The organism is Staphylococcus sp. NAM3COL9 (genome assembly GCF_001431205.1).
Taxonomy (GTDB): Bacteria; Bacillota; Bacilli; order Staphylococcales; family Staphylococcaceae; genus Staphylococcus.
The window spans coordinates 37,716-56,110 of sequence record NZ_LGPC01000010.1 but is presented as its reverse complement, the minus strand read 5'-3'; the positions used below and the strand labels follow the sequence as shown (position 1 = coordinate 56,110).

The window sequence follows — 18,395 nt, the reverse complement described above, 5'->3', positions numbered from 1 at the left end:
ATAGATACCATAATTAATTAACCTATGTTCTTCTAGAAACCCCTACATCATTATTAATTTTTTTTGCTTTTTTCTTTCTTAATTCTTCGATTTTAATTTGCTTCGCTGTAATTAGCAATAGACCCATGGCAATACTTAAACTTATCATTGAAGAACCACCAAAACTTATGAATGGTAATGGTACACCTGTTAACGGTATTGTACCTGAAATACCACCTAAGTTAACGAATGTTTGACTACCAATATAGCTTGCAATACCTACACAGACCAACTTGTAAAAGTAAGAGTTAGTCTTATTTGCAAGTTCAAATGCTCTATAAACTATAAAGAATAGTAAGCATATCACGACGACACAGCCTACCAAACCTAGCTCTTCAGCAATAATCGAAAAGATAAAATCAGTGTGTGGTTCTGGTAAGTATCCTAATTTCATAATACTATTACCTAACCCTCGCCCAAATAGTCCACCATTTCCGATTGCAATCAAGGAGTTAGAAATATGATACCCAGTACCTTCTTCATTACTAAATGGATTTGTTAATGTACTAAAACGGGCAGTCAAGTAATCTGGAACTAATCCTAATAGTAGAAATAGTGAGCCTATAATAAATACACCGATTAAAATCATCAAACCATATTTGAGTGATTTTTGAACACCTATTCCTGCATAAAACAAGATTGAAAAGAAGATAATTAAAATTAATAACGTTTGTCCTACATCTCTTTGTAAAAGGACAAGTGCTATACAAAATGAAGCCAAAATAATCGGTGATGCTAATAGTCTAGGTTCTTTAAAAACTTTTGGTCGCTTCTTTTCTATCATATAAGGTAAATATACAAGTATTGCAATTTTCAGTAGTTCCGAAGCTTGTAGATTCATAAAACCTAAATTGATCCAACTTTTTGAACCATTAATATTACTTCCTACAAGTAAAGTGGCTACAAGTAAACCAACCACTATCATCATCATCCATTTCTGAAATTTGATGGTTTCGAGGAATTTGACATTCATAAAGAATGCCATGAAAAAGACAAGAATTAAACTCATGATTACATACATTAATTGTCTTGTATAAAAGTAAGTCCCAGTCACTGGAACGCCACCTGTCAATGAACCTTTTGTAGCTGCAACCATACTTGCACTATATACCATTACTAAGCCTATTAGACATAATAAAATATATGTAATTACTAACGGATAATCAATATATTTGGCATTTCTACCAATATATCGAAAAAATTGTTTTATGTTATTCATTTGACATATCATCCAATTCTAATTATTAATATCATTTATCATTACCAGCTCAAATTCGTAACATTAAAACGATATTTATTGTTGTAAATCGCCTTAAGATATTGGGTCTGTTTCATAAAAAATAAATTACACTTTTAACATTATATCAAACATCACTATAATATTCCGAACAAATATAACACTAAACACCACTATTTTAACTATTAATTTTGTCATTTGTCTATTTTTAAAAAAAGAAAATGGCTGCGATGCAATCAACAATATATTGATGTCCCAGCCACTCCGAAATATGTTATGTAGTTTTAAAGATACTACTTATACAAGTTGTGTGTAATTTTAAAACTGGTTAAAATCTTCCCAGTCAAAAAAATATATTTATTTAACCATATTAAACATTAGTAAATGCGTCATGCAATTTAGAAAGTTCTTTTTCTAATCGTAGCATTAAATCTTTGCCCACTTCTCTATCGACTAAACCAAGTTGAACAGCAAAATCTACTTCTTTTTGCAATCCAAACATTTGAGTATCGAGTACTTCTTCATATAACGGGCATTGAGGTAACGTCAGATTATCCATTTGTACTTTTATAAGTTGGAGAATCCTATCAGCATCATTATTCAACTGGTCATATGCCGCATTGCTTATTTTTTGATTTTTTACCAAGACATACTCCCCCTATCAATTGTAACTTTATATGTAGAAGTGTATCTTACTGATTCATAAAATGCAAGTGAATTCCTTAATATACTAAACCGTGTTATTTGTGATAATATTGATATTAAAGAAATCTTTATCTCAAATATATTTATTTACGGAATGATTAGCCTGCTGGCATCTATTTTGAAAACGTTTTATTTCAATGTAAATTTTATAGTACAATGCGTATATGAAATGTTCACTTACAAATGAGAAACATTCACAAAATATTCATTTTTATATATTTTTGTTATAAAGATAGATAAGATATACAAATAGGAGTGGGACTATGATTCAAATTAAGGGCGCAGTTAAATTTCCAATATCATTAGATAGTACAACTTGGATTTTTGATGATAGAAAAGTACAAATTGAAGATTTAGAAAAAGGTGTATTCGACGGTACAAAGCCAATCAATTTTGACGATAACCGTGAATGGAATCGTGCAATTTTGGAAGGTCAAACCAATCCACCAACATTAAATTCTGAAATAAAATATAAAAGACGTGCAGTATTGGAACAATCATTTGTTATCAATATGACACCTTTTTTCAAAAATGCTGAACCAAATGATTCTGCAAAAGCAATCCGTTTATATAATGAAAATGATGCCATCGAGGTTCCAATTGATTTATTACCTTACCTTTTTTTCCAATTCGCTAAAGATGGTAAAAGATTATATGATGATTATAGTGTAGATAGCTTTGTTTACATTCCAAAAGAAGGTTATTCTTACCAATTTGCATATGTTACTCATATCGAGGTGATCTAAGCATGAAAAAAGTTCAATGTATTATTTGTGATATGGAAGTATTTATCGATCAAAATACATTAGAAGCGAAAAGACTCAGAAATGATCCGATGCACACATTTATGTGTGACGAGTGTAAAAGTAGACTTGATACACCTAAACAGCGCAATCAAGTAACGACTTATAATCATCTTTAACACAAAGTTTTATATCTCATCAATTTAACAAACTAATTTTATAATTATAATAGCTAATTGTTTAATAATTATGAGCCGTAACTAAAATGCAGCTCAAATTGTTAAAGGATTAGCTATTTTTATATGTTTTAAAACATAATGTACATATGCTGTTAATAACAATATATTTAATTTTCTTAACCACGTTATCTTAAATCCTAATTCTAAAATAAAAAACCAAACTAGACAATGTAATCTAGTTTGGTTCTCACATTAAATCCTATTTAATTATTCACTATCTTGCATCATTTGTTTGACACGTTTAGCTTCTTTTTCACGTGCTGATTTTTCTAAAACTGTTTTTCTAATACGGATACTCTCTGGTGTAACTTCTACAAGTTCATCGTCATTGATGAATTGCAACGCTTCTTCTAAAGTTAAAATTCTTGGACGTTTCATACTTACAGTTTGATCTTTATTAGCAGAACGTACGTTTGTTTGGTTCTTTTCTTTCGTAACGTTAACTGTTAAGTCGTTATCACGATTATGTTCACCAACAACCATACCTTCGTATACGTCTGTACCAGGTTCCATAAAGTTTGTACCACGGTCTTCTAAGCCCATAATTGCATAAGCACTAGCTTTACCTTGATCCATTGATACAAGCGCACCATTTCTTCTGCCACCGATACGACCTTTAACACGTGGTCTGAATTCTTCAAATGTATGGTTAATAATACCGTAACCACGAGTTTGAGACATAAATTCTGTAGTATAACCAATTAAACCACGAGCAGGAACCATAAAGAGAATACGAGTTAAGCCATTATCTGTTGTAACCATGTCAAGCATTTCACCTTTACGTTGGCCTAATGACTCAATTACAGAACCTGTATATTCTTGCGGTACTTCACATTGTACACGTTCAAATGGTTCACATTTCACACCATCAATATCTTTTAAAATAACTTGAGGTTTAGATACTTGTAATTCAAAGCCTTCACGTCTCATGTTTTCTATTAGGACTGATAAATGTAATTCTCCACGACCTGCAACGATCCATTTATCTGGAGTCTCAGTAGGCGTAACTTTTAGTGAAACGTCTGTTTCTAATTGTTGGTCAAGACGTTCTTGAATTTGACGAGACGTTACATAATCACCTTCACGACCTGCAAATGGTGAATTGTTAACTCTAAATGTCATTTCAAGGGTTGGTTCATCAATTCTTAATACAGGAAGTGCATCTTGGTGATCACTTGGAGTTACTGTTTCACCAACGTTAATATCTTCCATTCCTGATACGGCAATTAAATCGCCAGCATATGCTTCGTTAACTTCTTCACGTTTTAAACCGAAGAAACCGAAGATTTTTGTTACGCGGAAGTTTTTAACAGTTCCGTCTAATTTAATTAAAGATACACTGTCACCTACACGCATTGTTCCTCGGAACACACGTCCTACACCAATACGTCCTAGATAATCACTATAGTCTAATAGCGCAATCTGGAATTGTAATGGTTCGTCTCTGTTATCAACTGGTGCTGGTACATAATCGATAATTGTTTCATATAGAGATTGCATATTTTCATCTTGTGCTTCTGCATCTAAACTTGCAGTACCATTAACAGCTGACGCGTAAACGACTGGGAAATCTAATTGTTCGTCAGAAGCTTCTAACTCGATAAATAAATCTAATACTTCATCTACTACGCCTTCTGGACGTGCTTCTGGTTTATCAATTTTATTTACAACTACAACTGGTTTTAAGTTTTGCTCTAATGCTTTTTTCAATACGAAACGTGTTTGTGGCATCGTTCCTTCATAAGCATCTACTACAAGTACAACACCGTCAACCATTTTCATGATACGCTCTACTTCTCCACCGAAGTCAGCATGTCCTGGTGTATCTAAAATATTAATTCGGTTGTCTTTATAATTAACTGCTGTATTTTTAGCAAGGATTGTGATACCACGTTCTCTCTCAATATCGTTAGAATCCATTGCTCTTTCATCTACTTGTTCATTTTCACGGAATATTCCTGATTGTTTTAATAACTCATCTACTAGTGTTGTTTTACCATGGTCAACGTGAGCGATGATAGCTATATTACGAACGTCTTCTCTTCTATTAGTCATTTATACAAATTCCTTTCTCGAGTAAATTCCCACTTTTCTTTGCAACTTTTTTATTATATCATATAATTGGTTAAAGAAAACTATAAAGGTGTGGTAGTATGCAACAAAAAAAATCGAAAGCAATATTTTGGGTACTTGCTATAGTAGCTGTAATATTCTTGCTTTTATTTAGCTTTAGTTTAGCTGCAACAAATGTTCCATTGATGATTTTAACACTTATATTATTCATTGCAACATTTGGTTACGGTTTCACTTTAAAAAAGAAATACCGCGAAAACGATTGGCTATAATCGAGTCAAATTTTATATACAATCTATAAAAGCGTCTCAATTCTAAAAATAGGATTGAGGCGCTTTTCATAGGTTGTTTTTTCTTCTAAAATGATTTTTTATTATTTACTTTTTAAACGTTGTTGCAATAATCCAATGATTTCATTATTTTTTTGAAAATGTTGTTCAATGAGTTCGGCATGCAATTGTTTATTCGCCATAACAATCGAACTAGGTTCATAAATTGATAATGTATTTCCCATTAAATCTGTACCTTTCCCCCCCACTTCATTTAAGACAATGAGACCACCTGCAAAATCCCAAGGTTGTAACCTAGGTGTAATATACCCAGCTAATTTACCAGTTGCGACATGAATGATTTCTAAAGCAGCTGATCCATAAGCTCTGGCACTCCTAGATTCTTCTACTATAGGTTTAAATAATTCACCTAAACGTGGTTTGGTTAGCCAATTAGGATTGATACCAATGATACTTGTGCTTAAAGGTGTCGATTTTATTTCAGGAAGTCGATTTTCATTTTCGAACGCCCCTTCGCCAGCCTTAGCGTGATATAGTGCATCGTTCATCACATCGTATACAAATCCTGCATAAGGTTGCCCATCATTATAAATACCAATAGAAATTGCGAAATTATCTTTTTGATGTACAAAATTCAATGTGCCATCAATAGGATCCACTACCCATACAACACCTGTTACATCATTTAGATCATGACCATGACCTTCTTCACCAATAACATGGTGGTTAGGATATGTCTGTAAAATATTTTCAAAAATATAGTTTTCTGTAGCTTTATCTACATTCGTCACTAAATCATTAGGATTTGATTTTGTTTCTATTTCTATATCTTCTTTCATTATCTTTTTTACATTATTCCCTGCCTCTAATATGAGACCTTTAGCAAACTCGTAAACAGTCATTGTATCAGCTCCTTATTCACTTTCCATTATACAGTAATTAATACTCAAAAAGTTAATGCATAACTTTTCTATTATCTAATATCTAAAAATAATATGTATAAACTTATATTTTGAATATTTTATGGTTTCTTACATATATACCCTATTTTTTCTTTTCTACACGCCCACTATAAAGTTATGTTTTCAGGTACGCATAATAGTCAAAGACACTGTTATTCCAATTTTATTATGCTACAATACAAACGTATATAATATTTACAGGAGGCCCCAATGACTAAGTACATATTTAAACCTAGAGATTTCAAAGCATTCACAGTTGATGGTCTTGACGCAAGAATGGAAGCGTTAAATGAACGTATCCGACCCCAGCTTAATGAATTAGGTGATTATTTCGCACAATATTTAGAAACAGTAACCGGTGAAAAATTTTACCCACACGTAGCTAAACATGCGCGCCGAAAAGTTAATCCACCAAAAGATACGTGGGTCGCTTTCGCTACAAACAAACGCGGTTATAAAATGCAACCACACTTTCAAATAGGTCTATTTGAAAATCAATTATTTGTCATGTATGGTATCATGCATGAAACAAAAGACAAAGCACAACAAATAAAAGCTTTCGAAGACCAATTTGAAATACTTAAAAATTTACCAAACGACTATAGCATTAGTCCTGATCATATGAGCCAAGAAAAATTTTACATTCATGAAATGTCAGATGAAGACCTAAATAAAGCGCTCAATCGTGTTAAAGAAGTTAAAAAAGGTGAGTTTTTTGTAGCTCGTACATTGTCACCAAATGCCGAACAATTACAAAGCGATAAAGTCTTTTTAAACTTCCTTGAAGAAACCTTCGAACAATTACTCAAATTCTATAAATAATCCATCTGAAATATCTAAAAAGCACGCTACTTAAATTCATTTTAAGTAGCGTGCTTTTTCTGTTGTCACTTATTTATCTTTATAAATGATTGCCAGATACATTTAATAAATGTACGGGTCATCATCTTTTTTTCGTTTCATTTCTGCCTCAGGATCCATATCTTGTTGCTGGGGCTTTTGTTTTTCTTTTTCATTATTATAAATATTATAATTTGGCATCTGATTAATTTGATTCCCTTGATTATTGTTATCTTTTTTCACAAATAACATAATACCTACAATTAACCATAAAATCATTGCTATAAAGTTGCCACCAGATATACCAATAATAGACGAAACAATAAATAAACATCCTGCTAATATTCGATTACCTTTAATAGTAAAGACCGCAATAATAGCTAAAATCGTTGAAACAAGTGTAAAAATACCTTGAAGTAGAATAGTAGCTTTAAAGGCTTCAGGGTTCATTTCTGTTCCTTGTCCTTGGTTTAGTTCATTAAAAACTTCTTTAAATTCTGGTACGTTGATGAAAGTATAAACAATCACCATAAATAATAAGTAAATTAAACTAAGACTAATTGCTATCCATGCTAGAATACGTTCTGTTTTCCTACTCATACTCTTCCTCCTATAAATTCATTAATTATATCATAGCAAATTTATAAATAATTAAAAATAATCACGACCTTTCGCTAAATAAACCTAACTTAGAACAATAAAATTAAATTAATTCTGTAAAAGCCTTGGAAAAAAAGGCGTTTTTAGGTTGACCTAATATTTTTTTTAGAGTAATCTATAAAATGTCAAAAGATATTTTGGAGGTGTGGTTAATGAATAAACAAGTTACAAACAAACAAAAAAATAAAAATAAAAGTTTAGATGAAATTAATAATACTGTTACTGTAAATACTAATGGTAAATTTAGCCAAAAACTTTTTTCCTTTTTAGGCCCCGGATTATTGGTAGCTGTTGGTTACATGGATCCAGGCAACTGGATAACATCAATGCAAGGAGGCGCGCAATTCGGTTACATTTTACTATTCGTAATTTTACTTTCTAGTTTGTCAGCAATGTTATTACAAAGCATGACAGTAAAATTAGGAATAGCAACAGGTATGGACTTAGCGCAAGCAACGAGACATTTTTTGAATAAACCAATTGCCTTTATCTTTTGGATTATAGCTGAACTTGCCATTATAGCTACAGATATAGCTGAAGTTATTGGTAGCGCAATTGCGTTGAATCTATTGTTCGACATTCCATTACTCGTAGGTGCTTTAATAACTATATTCGATGTGTTTCTATTATTATTTATCATGCGTTTTGGTTTTAGAAAAATTGAAGCTATCGTTGGAACATTAATCTTCACAGTGCTCTTTATTTTTATATTTGAAGTATTTATCGCATCACCACAAGTCACTGATGTTTTAAACGGATTTGTTCCTAATAGCACAATTGTTACTGATAATAGTGCACTATTTATTGCTTTGGGTATTATTGGAGCGACCATCATGCCACATAATCTATATTTACATTCTTCAATTGTTCAATCTAGGATGTATGATAGAAATGATATTCATTCAAAAGCACATGCCATTAAATATGCAACAATAGATTCTAATATCCAATTAACTATTGCATTTGTTGTAAATTGCTTACTACTCGTACTAGGCTCTGCATTATTTTATGGTGCTAATACAGAACAACTTGGAGGCTTTTATGATTTGTATCAAGCTTTACAGCAAGAACCTATACTCGGCGCCTCAATGGGAGCGATAATGAGTACATTATTTGCTGTAGCATTGCTTGCATCTGGACAAAATTCTACGATTACCGGTACTTTGGCAGGACAAATTGTTATGGAAGGCTTTATTAATCTTAAAATACCTAACTGGTTACGTAGACTTATCACAAGATTGGTTGCAATATTGCCTATTATATTTTGTTTAATTATCTTTAAAAGTAATGAAGAAAAAATGGAACAATTGCTTATATTTTCACAAGTTTTTTTAAGTTTAGCCTTACCTTTTTCATTGATACCTTTGCAGCTCGCTACAAATAATCATCATTTAATGGGTCAGTTTAAAAATAGAACTTGGGTAAATATGATTTCATGGTGCTTAATCATTATTTTAAGTATTTTAAATATTTACTTGATCATACAAACGTTTCAAGAATTATAAACAAACCCGATTGCATCACATACTGTGAGCAATCGGGTTTTATTTGTCGAATACCAAATTGAGTTGTTATAAAAATAATACAATTTTTATTATGATTTGTCTTTTGTTTCAGAATCATTTTGTTCTTTAGATTTTGTATCTTCTGATTCTTCGACATCTTGTGAAGTGATTTTCTTACGTTCTTCGAAATTCTTTCTACGCTGATTTGCTGCACTCGGTTGTTGTTTACGTTTTTCTCTTTCACGTTTTCTGCGTTCTTTTTTCTCTTGTTTAATACGTTCTTTTTCTTCAGCTTTTTCTTGCTTCAATCTTGCCGCTTCTTCTGCCTCTTCTTGTTTACGGCGTTGTTGTTCTTCTTGCTCAGCTTGTTTTCTTTGTTCCGCTTCATATGCTTCTTGTTTACGACGTTGTTCTTCTTCCGCCACACGCTGGTTCTCTAATTCTGTTTCTTTATCTTGTTGTTCTTGTTGCTCATTCGTTATTGCATCTTTATTACTTTGGTCTTCGTTGGCAACTGCTTCACCGTTTTCATTATATACATTGCTAACTTGACCGAATTCATCTTCAGTACTTTGACTGTCATCTTTAACATTATTATGTTTTCTTTGCTTATAATTATATTTTGCTTGTCTAGAAAGTACTTGTGGTTCCTCATCAGATGCATTATTTTCAGAATTTACTTTTTCTGCAACTTCAGAGCTATAACCGCCTCTTCTTAATTGATTATCATTACTTTGTTGTTGTTCTACGTCAGAAGTTTGTTTCTTTTCAATATATTGAGGTGAGTTCGGTTCTGAGTGTTGCTCATAATCTGAATAACGGCCTTGGTATCCTTCTGCATAATATGCAGGCACTGTTTCTACCTTTTCTTTTCGTGCAAACATCATGATTGCCACGATTAAAAATAGAATAGGAATAATTAGCGGTACAAATAGCAACACTAATGGTAACGTCACTATTGTTGCGACTAAGAATAAGAATCCTGATAAAATTCTTATATTCATTGAAATTAAGGCTAAAAATGATAAAAGTAAACAAATGATGAAATATACTATAATCGCCCACACGCCGTTTTGTAGCCATATCACAAATTGAATTGTGTTTAATCCATTGTTCGCTAATATTTGTTGAATAAAATCATTACCATTCAATGAAGTCTCTAAATTTTGTATTGATGCTTCACTACTAAAAGATACTAGTGCAATAAACATCGTAATAATGGTTAGTAATAATAAGAATATCCAACTCAACCAACCTAATACTTTTTCTGCTAGTCGACTCACCGGACGTCTAACTTGAGTATATTGCTCTCCTGACATTTTTTTACAACTCCTTATATTGCTTGTCAAACTATTATATCGAATTAACACTAAAATAACTACTAACTGTGTCTTATTTTAAAGACATTTTAAAATTTAAAAATCTTTCATTATATTCACTTAACGTCTTTTTCCCTAAATCTTTATAAACTTCTAAATTGGATTGTTCTTTCTTTGAAGGATAAAAGCGTTCATCATTTTTTATGCTTGTAGGCAATTGTGCTCTTGCTGCCTTATTAGGCGTCGCATAGCCCACCCATTCTGTATTTTGTTTACTATGCTCTGCATCTAATAAAAAATTCATAAACTTATAAGCACCTGCTTTATTTTGTGTTGTCTTAGGTATAACCATATTATCAAACCACAAATTTGAACCTTTTTTAGGAACTACATAATCAAATTCTTCATTTTGTTGTACAATTGGAGCTGCAACACCGCTCCACACCACTGCAATATTTGCTTCATGCTGTTCTAACATCATTGAAATTTCATCACCTACCACACCTTTAACGTTAGGGCCTAAACGCGTTAAATCTTTTTCAGCTTCTGCTAAATATGGCGAATGTGTCTCATTTAAACTATAACCTAATTTATTTAAAGCTACACCTATCATTTCTCTTGCACCATCTACTAATAATATATCATTTTTATATTTCGCTTTATAAAGCTGATCCCACGACTCAAAGTTATCATTTGGGTATACGTTTTTATTGTAAATAATACCTACAGTGCCAAAAAAATAAGGTATTGAATATGTATTATCTTTATCAAATGGCATATCAAGATAATCTGAATCAAGATTTTTTATATTAGGTAGTTTCTCATGATTTAAAGGTAATAACAATTTTTGTTTTTTTAATTTTTGCACTGTATAGTCACTCGGAAAAGCAACATCATAATGAGTGCCACCATTTTTTATTTTGGCTTCCATCGCTTCATTTGAATCAAATGTTTCATAAACGACTTCAATTCCTGTTTCTTTTTGGAATTGTTGTAATAAACTAGGATCAATATATTCTCCCCAATTATAAACATAAATTTTTTCACCAGTGCCAGAATGATGCTTTGAAGTGAATTTTTGACTGATGAATAAACATATCAAACCAACGACGATAGAAATTATAATTAACTGTAAAAAACGTTTCATTATAACATACCCCGTTTCACTAGTTTTTTATGCTTAAGCATATTTTTAATTAAATAATACCCAAGTATACCTAACATAATTCCAACAAATAAAATGGTAGATATTGCATTTATTTCCATGCTAATACCTTTTCTTGCCATTGCATAAACTTCCACAGAAAGCACACTAAACCCATTACCAGTAACAAAAAAACTGACAGTAAAATCATCTAATGAATAGGTTAAGGCCATAAAAAAACCACCAATAATCGCTGGCATTAGATGAGGCAACATAACCTTATTCAATACTTGAAACTCCGTTGCACCTAAATCACGAGCGGCGTTTAAAGTATGGTTATTCATTTCATACAATTTTGGTAACACAATGATGACCACAATAGGTATACAAAAAGCAATGTGTGAAATAAGCACCGTTGTGAATCCGAGACCCATACCAGTAAAATGCCCAATGGCAGTAAACATAATCAAAAATGAAGCACCAATAACAACATCAGAAGATACCATCAATACATTATTTAATGTAAGTAGTGAAACTTTCAATTTTTTGTTTTTTAAATGATATAATCCAATCGCACCGAACGTCCCTATCACAGTAGCAAATGCAGCAGCTAATAACGCTACCGCAATTGTATTAAAAATAACTGACATTAATCGATCATTACTAAATAACGATTGATAGTGGTCCAAAGTAAATCCATCAAATTGAATCATATTACCAGCAGCGTTAAATGAATAAACCATTAAAAATAAAATTGGGGCATATAAAATAGCAATTAATATGCCGATATATATTTTGCCATACCATTTCATATGATTCACCTTTTCCCATTTGTAGCTTTAGTATTTGTAATAATTAAGATGAGCGCCATAAAAAAGATTAAAAACAAAGCAATCGTCGAACCCATTCCATAGTTTTGTATCACTAGGAATTGTTCTTCTATGGCCGTCCCAATATTAATCACTTTATTTCCTGAAATTAGTCTCGTAATCATAAAAAGCGACAATGCCGGTATAAATGTGATTTGAATTCCTGTCAATACACCTTGCTTCGTGAGTGGTACAATAATCTTTCTAAATGTTGTTAGCGGGCTCGCGCCTAAATCACTTGAAGCTTGTAAAATATTATTAGGAATATCCTTCATACTATTGAAAATAGGTAAAATCATAAATGGAATGTAAATATAACTTGCTACTATTAAAAAAGCAGGAACAGTAAATAACAATTCCGTTTTAGGCAAATGTAAAAAATTCAGTATTTGATTGATAATACCATCATGACTGAATATACCTATAAATGCATAGGTCTTCAGTAGTAAATTGATCCAAGTTGGTACAATCAGTATAAGTAACCATACATTTTTATGCTTAGATGAATTTATAAAGTATGCAGCAGGGTAGCTTATTAATAGCGTTATACATGTAATCGCTATAGCAAAACATACCGATTCACAAATCATTATGAAATATTTCAATGAAATCATCAGTTTATAATTTTCTAATCCAAAATGTCCTTTTATATCAATGAGCGAAAAATAAAAAAGAAGTATCACAGGAACAATGATAAATAAAATCATCCACAATATGTAAGGTATAAAGAGCAATGCATTAATCTTGCGCATGATCTATTTCCTCATAACTTTCAATACGCTTATCAAATTCAGCTTCACTCTCACCTGGCACCATAATATGAATTGCTTCTGGTTCAAAGTATAAACCAACTTTACTATCAACTTTGGCTTTTTTAGTAGAATGAATCAGCCACTCATAACCTTTACTGTCAATGCAATTGATTTCATAATGCACACCTCTGAAAAGCATAGAAGTAACTGTCACTTCAAATAAACCTTGCTCCGCTTGAATCAATGATATATCTTCTGGCCTAATCACTACTTCTACCTGTTGTTGTGATGGAATACCCCTATCTACACATTCTAAATCTTGATCATAGATGTTCACCACATAATCCTCAATCATAGTAGCTACAATAATATTTGATTCTCCAATAAAATCGGCAACAAAGCGATTGACTGGTTCGTCATATATATCAGTGGGTGTTCCAAATTGTTGGATTTCACCATTTTTCATTACAAATATATAGTCACTTAGCGCTAAAGCTTCTTCTTGATCATGTGTAACAAAAATAAATGTTATACCTAATCTAGACTGTATTTCTCTTAATTCATATTGCATTTGCGTTCTTAATTTTAAATCCAGTGCTGATAAAGACTCATCTAATAATAATATTTCTGGTTCATTCACAATCGCACGTGCAATTGCAATACGCTGTTTTTGTCCCCCACTCATACCTTCAATTGTTCTATATTCATAGCCAGTGAGTTTAACAAGATTTAATGCTTCTTTCACTTTTTTATTAATGGCGCTTTTGTTCATTTTCTTTAGTTTTAATCCAAAAGCAATATTATCATAAACATTTAAGTGCGGAAATAATGCATAGTCTTGAAATACTGTATTCACCCTACGTTTGCTCGCTGTTATATGATTAATTGACTGATTTCGATATATAATATCGCCTTCATCGACTTGTTCAAATCCTGCGATAAGTTTTAAAATTGTTGTTTTACCACAACCAGAAGGTCCAAGTAATGTATAAAAATGACCTGACTCAATATCTATATTGATTTTATCTAATATTGGTATGTCATCATAGATTTTACTCACTTTGTTAAAAGATAATAATGAATCCATTTATTCTTCCTCCTATAAATATGATGCGGTTGCAACAATCATAACTCGAGTTTCATTTGGTGTAGGATTAATTAATTTATGTTCTTGCTTTGCTTTAAAATAAAGCGCATCTCCCATTTCAGCATGAAATACGTTATCACCTAAAATGAGTGTAACTTCCCCCGCTAAACAATATATAAATGTGTCCGAATTCGAAGGTTCAAAATTTTTATATGAAGTATTTCCATTTAAAGTAATTATAAGTGGTTCCATTTCAAACTCGTTAGATTGTGAAACTGGCCAATGAAGTATATAACCTTTTTCATATTCATCATAAGTAACTTGTGATGCCTTTTTATATAATACTTTCGGTTCTTCAGGCTCTTTGAAAAAATCACTTGCTGTTGTACCTAAAACATCTAAAATATTCAAAAATGTTTCCATACTAGGTGAAGCATATTGGTTCTCAATTTGAGAAATATAGCCTTTTGATAAATCTGTGCGTTCACCTAACTCTCCTTGAGTTAAATTTTTAATTTGTCTTAGTGTTTTAATCTTCTTACCTATATCCATCATGACATCCTTTATATAAATTAACTTTGTAGGATTCTGTGAAATTTTATGACGTGCGCTACAATAAAATTTCACAAAAAGAAAAAGCTATATACTGTTTACTTTTATCAAACATTTTGTTTAATGCTTAATAAAAATATCAGAATATAGCTTATATGACAATAGTTATTTTTTAGTTGCACTAAAAAATTTTTGATTATTGTCAGTTTGGACTATTTTTACAGCTTGGTAACTATTATATCCACTACTTTTTTCAAATTCTTTAAAAATCTGTTTTTCTTCTGCTTTCCCAGGAACGATTGTTTTGAATTGTCTGTAACGATTTAATAATAAACTACCTTCTACTTTTGATTCATAAAAAGATTCTACAGCATTGAAAAACGATACAACTTGCATCATTTCATCATTTGACCAATCAAGATCTATCGGATATTGATACTCCATATAAACATGCCTCCTACCTTTTCATTGAATATTTATAATTTAGCTTCTTTTAGATATAACATTTTAATATAAAAAAGGGAGCGGGACAGAAATCAAAATTTGATTTCGTATTCCCGCCCCCTACAAGGCTATCGTTATATCTGTTACAACAATGAAATTACATTGTGTGTACTGGTAAACCTATAGCTTTTTCAGCTGCTTCCATAGACATTTCACCTAATGTCGGGTGAGCATGTACAGTTAATGCTAAATCTTCAGCATTCATACCAGCTTCGATTGCTAATCCTAGCTCAGAAATAATATCAGAAGCACCAGTACCAACTACTTGGGCACCTACTAATGTATTATCTTCTTTAAGCGTAATAAGTTTAACAAATCCAGTAGTGTCATCTAATGATAACGCACGACCATTAGCTGCATAAGGGAATTTAGAAGCAGTGATTTTTAATCCTTCTTCTTTAGCTTGAGCTTCTGTATAACCTACTTGAGCAAGTTCTGGCTCAGTGAAACATACAGCAGGCATACCGATGTAATCTACTTCTGATGCTTCACCAGAGATTACTTCAGCTGCAACTTTAGCTTCATAGCTTGCTTTATGCGCAAGTGGTAAACCAGGAACGATATCACCAATTGCAAATATGTTTTCAATTGAAGTACGGCTTTGTTTGTCTACTTCGATTAATCCACGTTCTGCAAATTTAAGACCTAATTCTTCTAAGCCTAATTCATCAGTGTTAGGACGACGACCTACAGTAACTAACACATAATCAGCATCGATTGTTTGTTCTTCACCTTTTACTTCGTAAGTTACTTTAACGCCGTTTTCAGTTTCTTCAGCAGATTTAGCCATAGCTTCAGTTACAATGTCAACGCCTTTTTCTTTCATACCTTTTTTAACAGGTTGTGTCATTTGTTTTTCAAAACCACCTAAGATATCTTTAGCACCTTCTAAAATAGTAACTTCAGAACCAAAGTTTGCAAAAGCAGTTCCAAGTTCAGAACCAATATAACCGCCACCAACAACTACTAATTTACCAGGAACTTCTTGTAAATTTAGAGCGCCAGATGAATCAATTACACGATTTCCAAACTCAAAATTAGGGATTTCAATTGGTCTTGAACCAGTTGCAATAATCGCGTTTTTATAGTTATATGTTTGAGCACTTTTCTCATCCATAACACGTAAGCTATTGTTATCAACAAAGTAAGCTTCGCCCTTAACGATTTCTACTTTGTTACCTTTTAACAATCCTTCAACGCCACCAGTTAATTTTTCAACTACTGATTGTTTGAATTCTTGAACTTTATTAAAATTAAGTGAAACACTTTCAGCAATAACACCTAAATTTTCTGAGTTCTTAGTTTCGTCATAACGGTGTGAAGCGTGTAGCAATGCTTTAGAAGGAATACAACCAACGTTAAGACATACGCCACCTAATGTACCTTTTTCAACGATTGTTACTTTTTGACCTAACTGTGCTGCACGAATTGCTGCAACATAGCCTCCTGGTCCTGCTCCGATTACAATAGTGTCTGTTTCAATTGGGAAATCTCCAACTACCATATTTTACCCCTCCATTAATAATAATTCTGGATTATTCAATAAACGTTTGATATGATTCATAGCATTTTGTCCAGTAGCACCATCAATTTGTCTGTGGTCAAAGCTTAATGATAATGATAATACTGGCGCAGCTACTATTTCTCCATCTTTAACAATTGGTTTTTGTGCAATACGGCCAATACCTAAGATAGCTACTTCTGGGTGATTGATTACTGGAGTGAACCATTGTCCACCAGCTGAACCGATATTACTAATTGTACATGTAGCATGTTTCATTTCATCTGCCGCTAATTTTCCGTCACGTGCTTTAACAGCAAGTTCGTTAATTTCGTCTGAGATGCTGAACATTGATTTACGGTCTGCATGTTTAACAACAGGAACTAATAGTCCTCTGTCAGTATCAGCAGCAATACCAATGTTCCAGTAGTGTTTGTGTACGATTTCACCAGCATCTTCGTTAAATGAAGTGTTAAGCGCTGGATATTTTTTAAGTGCAGAAACAAGTGCTTTAACAACATAAGGTAAGAAAGTTAATTTAGTACCTTGTTCAGCTGCCACTTCTTTGAATTTTTTACGGTGATCCCATAACTCTTGAACATCAATTTCATCCATTAATGTTACATGAGGTGCAGTTTGTTTTGAATTAACCATTGCTTTAGCAATTGCTTTACGCATTGCAGGTATTTTCTCAGTTGTTTCTGGGAATTCGCCTTCTGCAGAAACTGGTGCTGATTGTGTTGCACTTGAAGTTTCTTCAGTTGCTGTAGCTGCACTTTCATTTGAAGCTGCTTCTCCGCCACCATTTAAGTATGCGTCCACATCTTCTTTAGTTGTACGACCATTTTTACCTGAACCTGAAACAGCTTTAATATTAACGCCATTATCACGAGCATATTTACGAACTGAAGGCATCGCTTTAACACGTTTACTTTCATCTACTTCTTCGTCTTTAGATCCTTGTGTAGATGCTTCTTCTTTAGTGCTTTCTTCAGCAGGTGCTTCTGCTTCTTCACTAGATGAATCGTCACTTTCACTACCTTTGAATTGCATTTCTTCTGCATCTGGTGAATCGATTTTTACGATTGTGTCACCAACAACTGCTACAGTACCTTCATCTACTAGTACTTCTTCAATAGTACCTGAAACAGGTGATGGAATTTCAACAACTGATTTGTCGTTTTGTACCTCAGCTAAAATATCGTCCTCTTCAATTGTATCTCCAGATTTAATAAACCATTTTACAATTTCACCTTCGTGGATACCTTCACCAATGTCGGGTAATTTAAATTCAAATGCCACGTTATTATCCTCCTAAAAATTCATATTAAGTCAAAAATTAGAAATTGAGCAATGGACAATTAAGTCACTATC

Annotated in this window: 19 protein-coding genes; 5 read left to right on the top strand and 14 right to left on the bottom strand. The window is 32.4% G+C overall.

The window, feature by feature from the left end:
- Positions 1 to 22: 22 nt before the first annotated feature.
- Complete coding sequence (gene ftsW, locus ACA31_RS02785) at positions 23 to 1,258, bottom strand: cell division peptidoglycan polymerase FtsW (RefSeq protein WP_057511858.1); 1,236 nt, start codon at positions 1,256 to 1,258, stop codon at positions 23 to 25.
- A 388-nt stretch (positions 1,259 to 1,646) separates the two neighbouring features.
- The gene (locus tag ACA31_RS02780) at positions 1,647 to 1,922 is read right to left on the bottom strand and encodes a YlaN family protein (RefSeq protein ID WP_057511857.1); all 276 of its coding nucleotides are present in this window, start codon (positions 1,920 to 1,922) and stop codon (positions 1,647 to 1,649) included.
- 322 nt (positions 1,923 to 2,244) lie between these two features.
- Here ACA31_RS02780 and ACA31_RS02775 point away from each other — a divergent pair, with 322 nt between their 5' ends.
- Positions 2,245 to 2,727 carry a hypothetical protein gene (locus tag ACA31_RS02775; RefSeq protein ID WP_057511856.1) on the top strand — a complete coding sequence of 161 codons (483 nt, stop codon included), beginning with the start codon at positions 2,245 to 2,247 and terminating at the stop codon, positions 2,725 to 2,727.
- A 2-nt stretch (positions 2,728 to 2,729) separates the two neighbouring features.
- Positions 2,730 to 2,903, top strand: a complete 174-nt coding sequence (locus ACA31_RS13055; RefSeq protein ID WP_081325282.1) for a DUF2197 domain-containing protein — start codon at positions 2,730 to 2,732, stop codon at positions 2,901 to 2,903.
- A 267-nt stretch (positions 2,904 to 3,170) separates the two neighbouring features.
- Here ACA31_RS13055 and typA read toward each other — a convergent pair whose 3' ends face one another.
- Positions 3,171 to 5,018 carry a translational GTPase TypA gene (gene typA, locus ACA31_RS02770; protein ID WP_057511855.1) on the bottom strand — a complete coding sequence of 616 codons (1,848 nt, stop codon included), beginning with the start codon at positions 5,016 to 5,018 and terminating at the stop codon, positions 3,171 to 3,173.
- A 98-nt stretch (positions 5,019 to 5,116) separates the two neighbouring features.
- Between typA and ACA31_RS02765 the strand changes: the two genes are divergently transcribed.
- A complete protein-coding gene (locus tag ACA31_RS02765; RefSeq protein WP_057511854.1) occupies positions 5,117 to 5,308 on the top strand; it encodes a DUF5325 family protein in 192 nt (63 codons plus the stop codon).
- A 101-nt stretch (positions 5,309 to 5,409) separates the two neighbouring features.
- On the opposite strand, the gene ACA31_RS02760 is transcribed toward ACA31_RS02765, so the two are convergent.
- Positions 5,410 to 6,228 (bottom strand): inositol monophosphatase family protein, encoded by an 819-nt coding sequence (locus ACA31_RS02760; protein ID WP_057511853.1) that lies wholly within the window; start codon positions 6,226 to 6,228, stop codon positions 5,410 to 5,412.
- 270 nt (positions 6,229 to 6,498) lie between these two features.
- Between ACA31_RS02760 and ACA31_RS02755 the strand changes: the two genes are divergently transcribed.
- The gene (locus tag ACA31_RS02755; RefSeq protein ID WP_057511852.1) at positions 6,499 to 7,110 is read left to right on the top strand and encodes a YktB family protein; all 612 of its coding nucleotides are present in this window, start codon (positions 6,499 to 6,501) and stop codon (positions 7,108 to 7,110) included.
- Positions 7,111 to 7,212: 102 nt separating this feature from the next.
- On the opposite strand, the gene ACA31_RS02750 is transcribed toward ACA31_RS02755, so the two are convergent.
- The gene (locus ACA31_RS02750) at positions 7,213 to 7,728 is read right to left on the bottom strand and encodes a DUF4064 domain-containing protein (RefSeq protein ID WP_057511851.1); all 516 of its coding nucleotides are present in this window, start codon (positions 7,726 to 7,728) and stop codon (positions 7,213 to 7,215) included.
- A 212-nt stretch (positions 7,729 to 7,940) separates the two neighbouring features.
- Here ACA31_RS02750 and ACA31_RS02745 point away from each other — a divergent pair, with 212 nt between their 5' ends.
- On the top strand, positions 7,941 to 9,293 hold the full coding sequence (locus tag ACA31_RS02745; RefSeq protein ID WP_057511850.1) for an Nramp family divalent metal transporter: 1,353 nt from the start codon (positions 7,941 to 7,943) through the stop codon (positions 9,291 to 9,293).
- A gap of 89 nt (positions 9,294 to 9,382) precedes the next feature.
- Here ACA31_RS02745 and auxB read toward each other — a convergent pair whose 3' ends face one another.
- From auxB to ACA31_RS02700, 9 genes are all read right to left on the bottom strand, one after another.
- Entirely contained in the window at positions 9,383 to 10,612 is a 1,230-nt protein-coding gene (gene auxB / locus ACA31_RS02740; RefSeq protein ID WP_057511849.1) for a lipoteichoic acid stability factor AuxB, read from the bottom strand.
- Between the two features lie 73 nt (positions 10,613 to 10,685).
- On the bottom strand, positions 10,686 to 11,759 hold the full coding sequence (locus ACA31_RS02735; RefSeq protein WP_057511848.1) for an ABC transporter substrate-binding protein: 1,074 nt from the start codon (positions 11,757 to 11,759) through the stop codon (positions 10,686 to 10,688).
- Complete coding sequence (locus tag ACA31_RS02730) at positions 11,759 to 12,568, bottom strand: ABC transporter permease (protein WP_057511847.1); 810 nt, start codon at positions 12,566 to 12,568, stop codon at positions 11,759 to 11,761. Before ACA31_RS02730 ends, ACA31_RS02735 begins: the two co-directional genes overlap by 1 nt.
- A 5-nt stretch (positions 12,569 to 12,573) precedes the next feature.
- Positions 12,574 to 13,377: an ABC transporter permease gene (locus tag ACA31_RS02725; protein WP_057511846.1), complete on the bottom strand. Its 804-nt coding sequence runs from the start codon at positions 13,375 to 13,377 to the stop codon at positions 12,574 to 12,576.
- Positions 13,364 to 14,464: an ABC transporter ATP-binding protein gene (locus ACA31_RS02720; protein ID WP_057511845.1), complete on the bottom strand. Its 1,101-nt coding sequence runs from the start codon at positions 14,462 to 14,464 to the stop codon at positions 13,364 to 13,366. Before ACA31_RS02720 ends, ACA31_RS02725 begins: the two co-directional genes overlap by 14 nt.
- A 12-nt stretch (positions 14,465 to 14,476) precedes the next feature.
- Positions 14,477 to 15,016: a helix-turn-helix domain-containing protein gene (locus ACA31_RS02715; RefSeq protein ID WP_057511844.1), complete on the bottom strand. Its 540-nt coding sequence runs from the start codon at positions 15,014 to 15,016 to the stop codon at positions 14,477 to 14,479.
- A 165-nt stretch (positions 15,017 to 15,181) separates the two neighbouring features.
- Positions 15,182 to 15,460: a UPF0223 family protein gene (locus ACA31_RS02710; protein WP_057511843.1), complete on the bottom strand. Its 279-nt coding sequence runs from the start codon at positions 15,458 to 15,460 to the stop codon at positions 15,182 to 15,184.
- Positions 15,461 to 15,617: 157 nt separating this feature from the next.
- Complete coding sequence (gene lpdA / locus ACA31_RS02705; RefSeq protein WP_057511842.1) at positions 15,618 to 17,024, bottom strand: dihydrolipoyl dehydrogenase; 1,407 nt, start codon at positions 17,022 to 17,024, stop codon at positions 15,618 to 15,620.
- A gap of 3 nt (positions 17,025 to 17,027) precedes the next feature.
- The gene (locus tag ACA31_RS02700) at positions 17,028 to 18,323 is read right to left on the bottom strand and encodes a dihydrolipoamide acetyltransferase family protein (protein ID WP_057511841.1); all 1,296 of its coding nucleotides are present in this window, start codon (positions 18,321 to 18,323) and stop codon (positions 17,028 to 17,030) included.
- Positions 18,324 to 18,395: the final 72 nt, after the last annotated feature.

Bases quoted from the DNA above. Each gene is read 5' to 3' on its own strand.
- ftsW (WP_057511858.1), bottom strand. From the start codon at position 1,258: ATGAATAACATAAAACAATTTTTTCGATATATTGGTAGAAATGCCAAA.
- ACA31_RS02775 (WP_057511856.1), top strand. From the start codon at position 2,245: ATGATTCAAATTAAGGGCGCAGTTAAATTTCCAATATCATTAGATAGT.
- ACA31_RS13055 (WP_081325282.1), top strand. From the start codon at position 2,730: ATGAAAAAAGTTCAATGTATTATTTGTGATATGGAAGTATTTATCGAT.
- typA (WP_057511855.1), bottom strand. From the start codon at position 5,018: ATGACTAATAGAAGAGAAGACGTTCGTAATATAGCTATCATCGCTCAC.
- ACA31_RS02765 (WP_057511854.1), top strand. From the start codon at position 5,117: ATGCAACAAAAAAAATCGAAAGCAATATTTTGGGTACTTGCTATAGTA.
- ACA31_RS02760 (WP_057511853.1), bottom strand. From the start codon at position 6,228: ATGACTGTTTACGAGTTTGCTAAAGGTCTCATATTAGAGGCAGGGAAT.
- ACA31_RS02755 (WP_057511852.1), top strand. From the start codon at position 6,499: ATGACTAAGTACATATTTAAACCTAGAGATTTCAAAGCATTCACAGTT.
- ACA31_RS02750 (WP_057511851.1), bottom strand. From the start codon at position 7,728: ATGAGTAGGAAAACAGAACGTATTCTAGCATGGATAGCAATTAGTCTT.
- ACA31_RS02745 (WP_057511850.1), top strand. From the start codon at position 7,941: ATGAATAAACAAGTTACAAACAAACAAAAAAATAAAAATAAAAGTTTA.
- auxB (WP_057511849.1), bottom strand. From the start codon at position 10,612: ATGTCAGGAGAGCAATATACTCAAGTTAGACGTCCGGTGAGTCGACTA.
- ACA31_RS02735 (WP_057511848.1), bottom strand. From the start codon at position 11,759: ATGAAACGTTTTTTACAGTTAATTATAATTTCTATCGTCGTTGGTTTG.
- ACA31_RS02730 (WP_057511847.1), bottom strand. From the start codon at position 12,568: ATGAAATGGTATGGCAAAATATATATCGGCATATTAATTGCTATTTTA.
- ACA31_RS02725 (WP_057511846.1), bottom strand. From the start codon at position 13,377: ATGCGCAAGATTAATGCATTGCTCTTTATACCTTACATATTGTGGATG.
- ACA31_RS02720 (WP_057511845.1), bottom strand. From the start codon at position 14,464: ATGGATTCATTATTATCTTTTAACAAAGTGAGTAAAATCTATGATGAC.
- ACA31_RS02715 (WP_057511844.1), bottom strand. From the start codon at position 15,016: ATGGATATAGGTAAGAAGATTAAAACACTAAGACAAATTAAAAATTTA.
- ACA31_RS02710 (WP_057511843.1), bottom strand. From the start codon at position 15,460: ATGGAGTATCAATATCCGATAGATCTTGATTGGTCAAATGATGAAATG.
- lpdA (WP_057511842.1), bottom strand. From the start codon at position 17,024: ATGGTAGTTGGAGATTTCCCAATTGAAACAGACACTATTGTAATCGGA.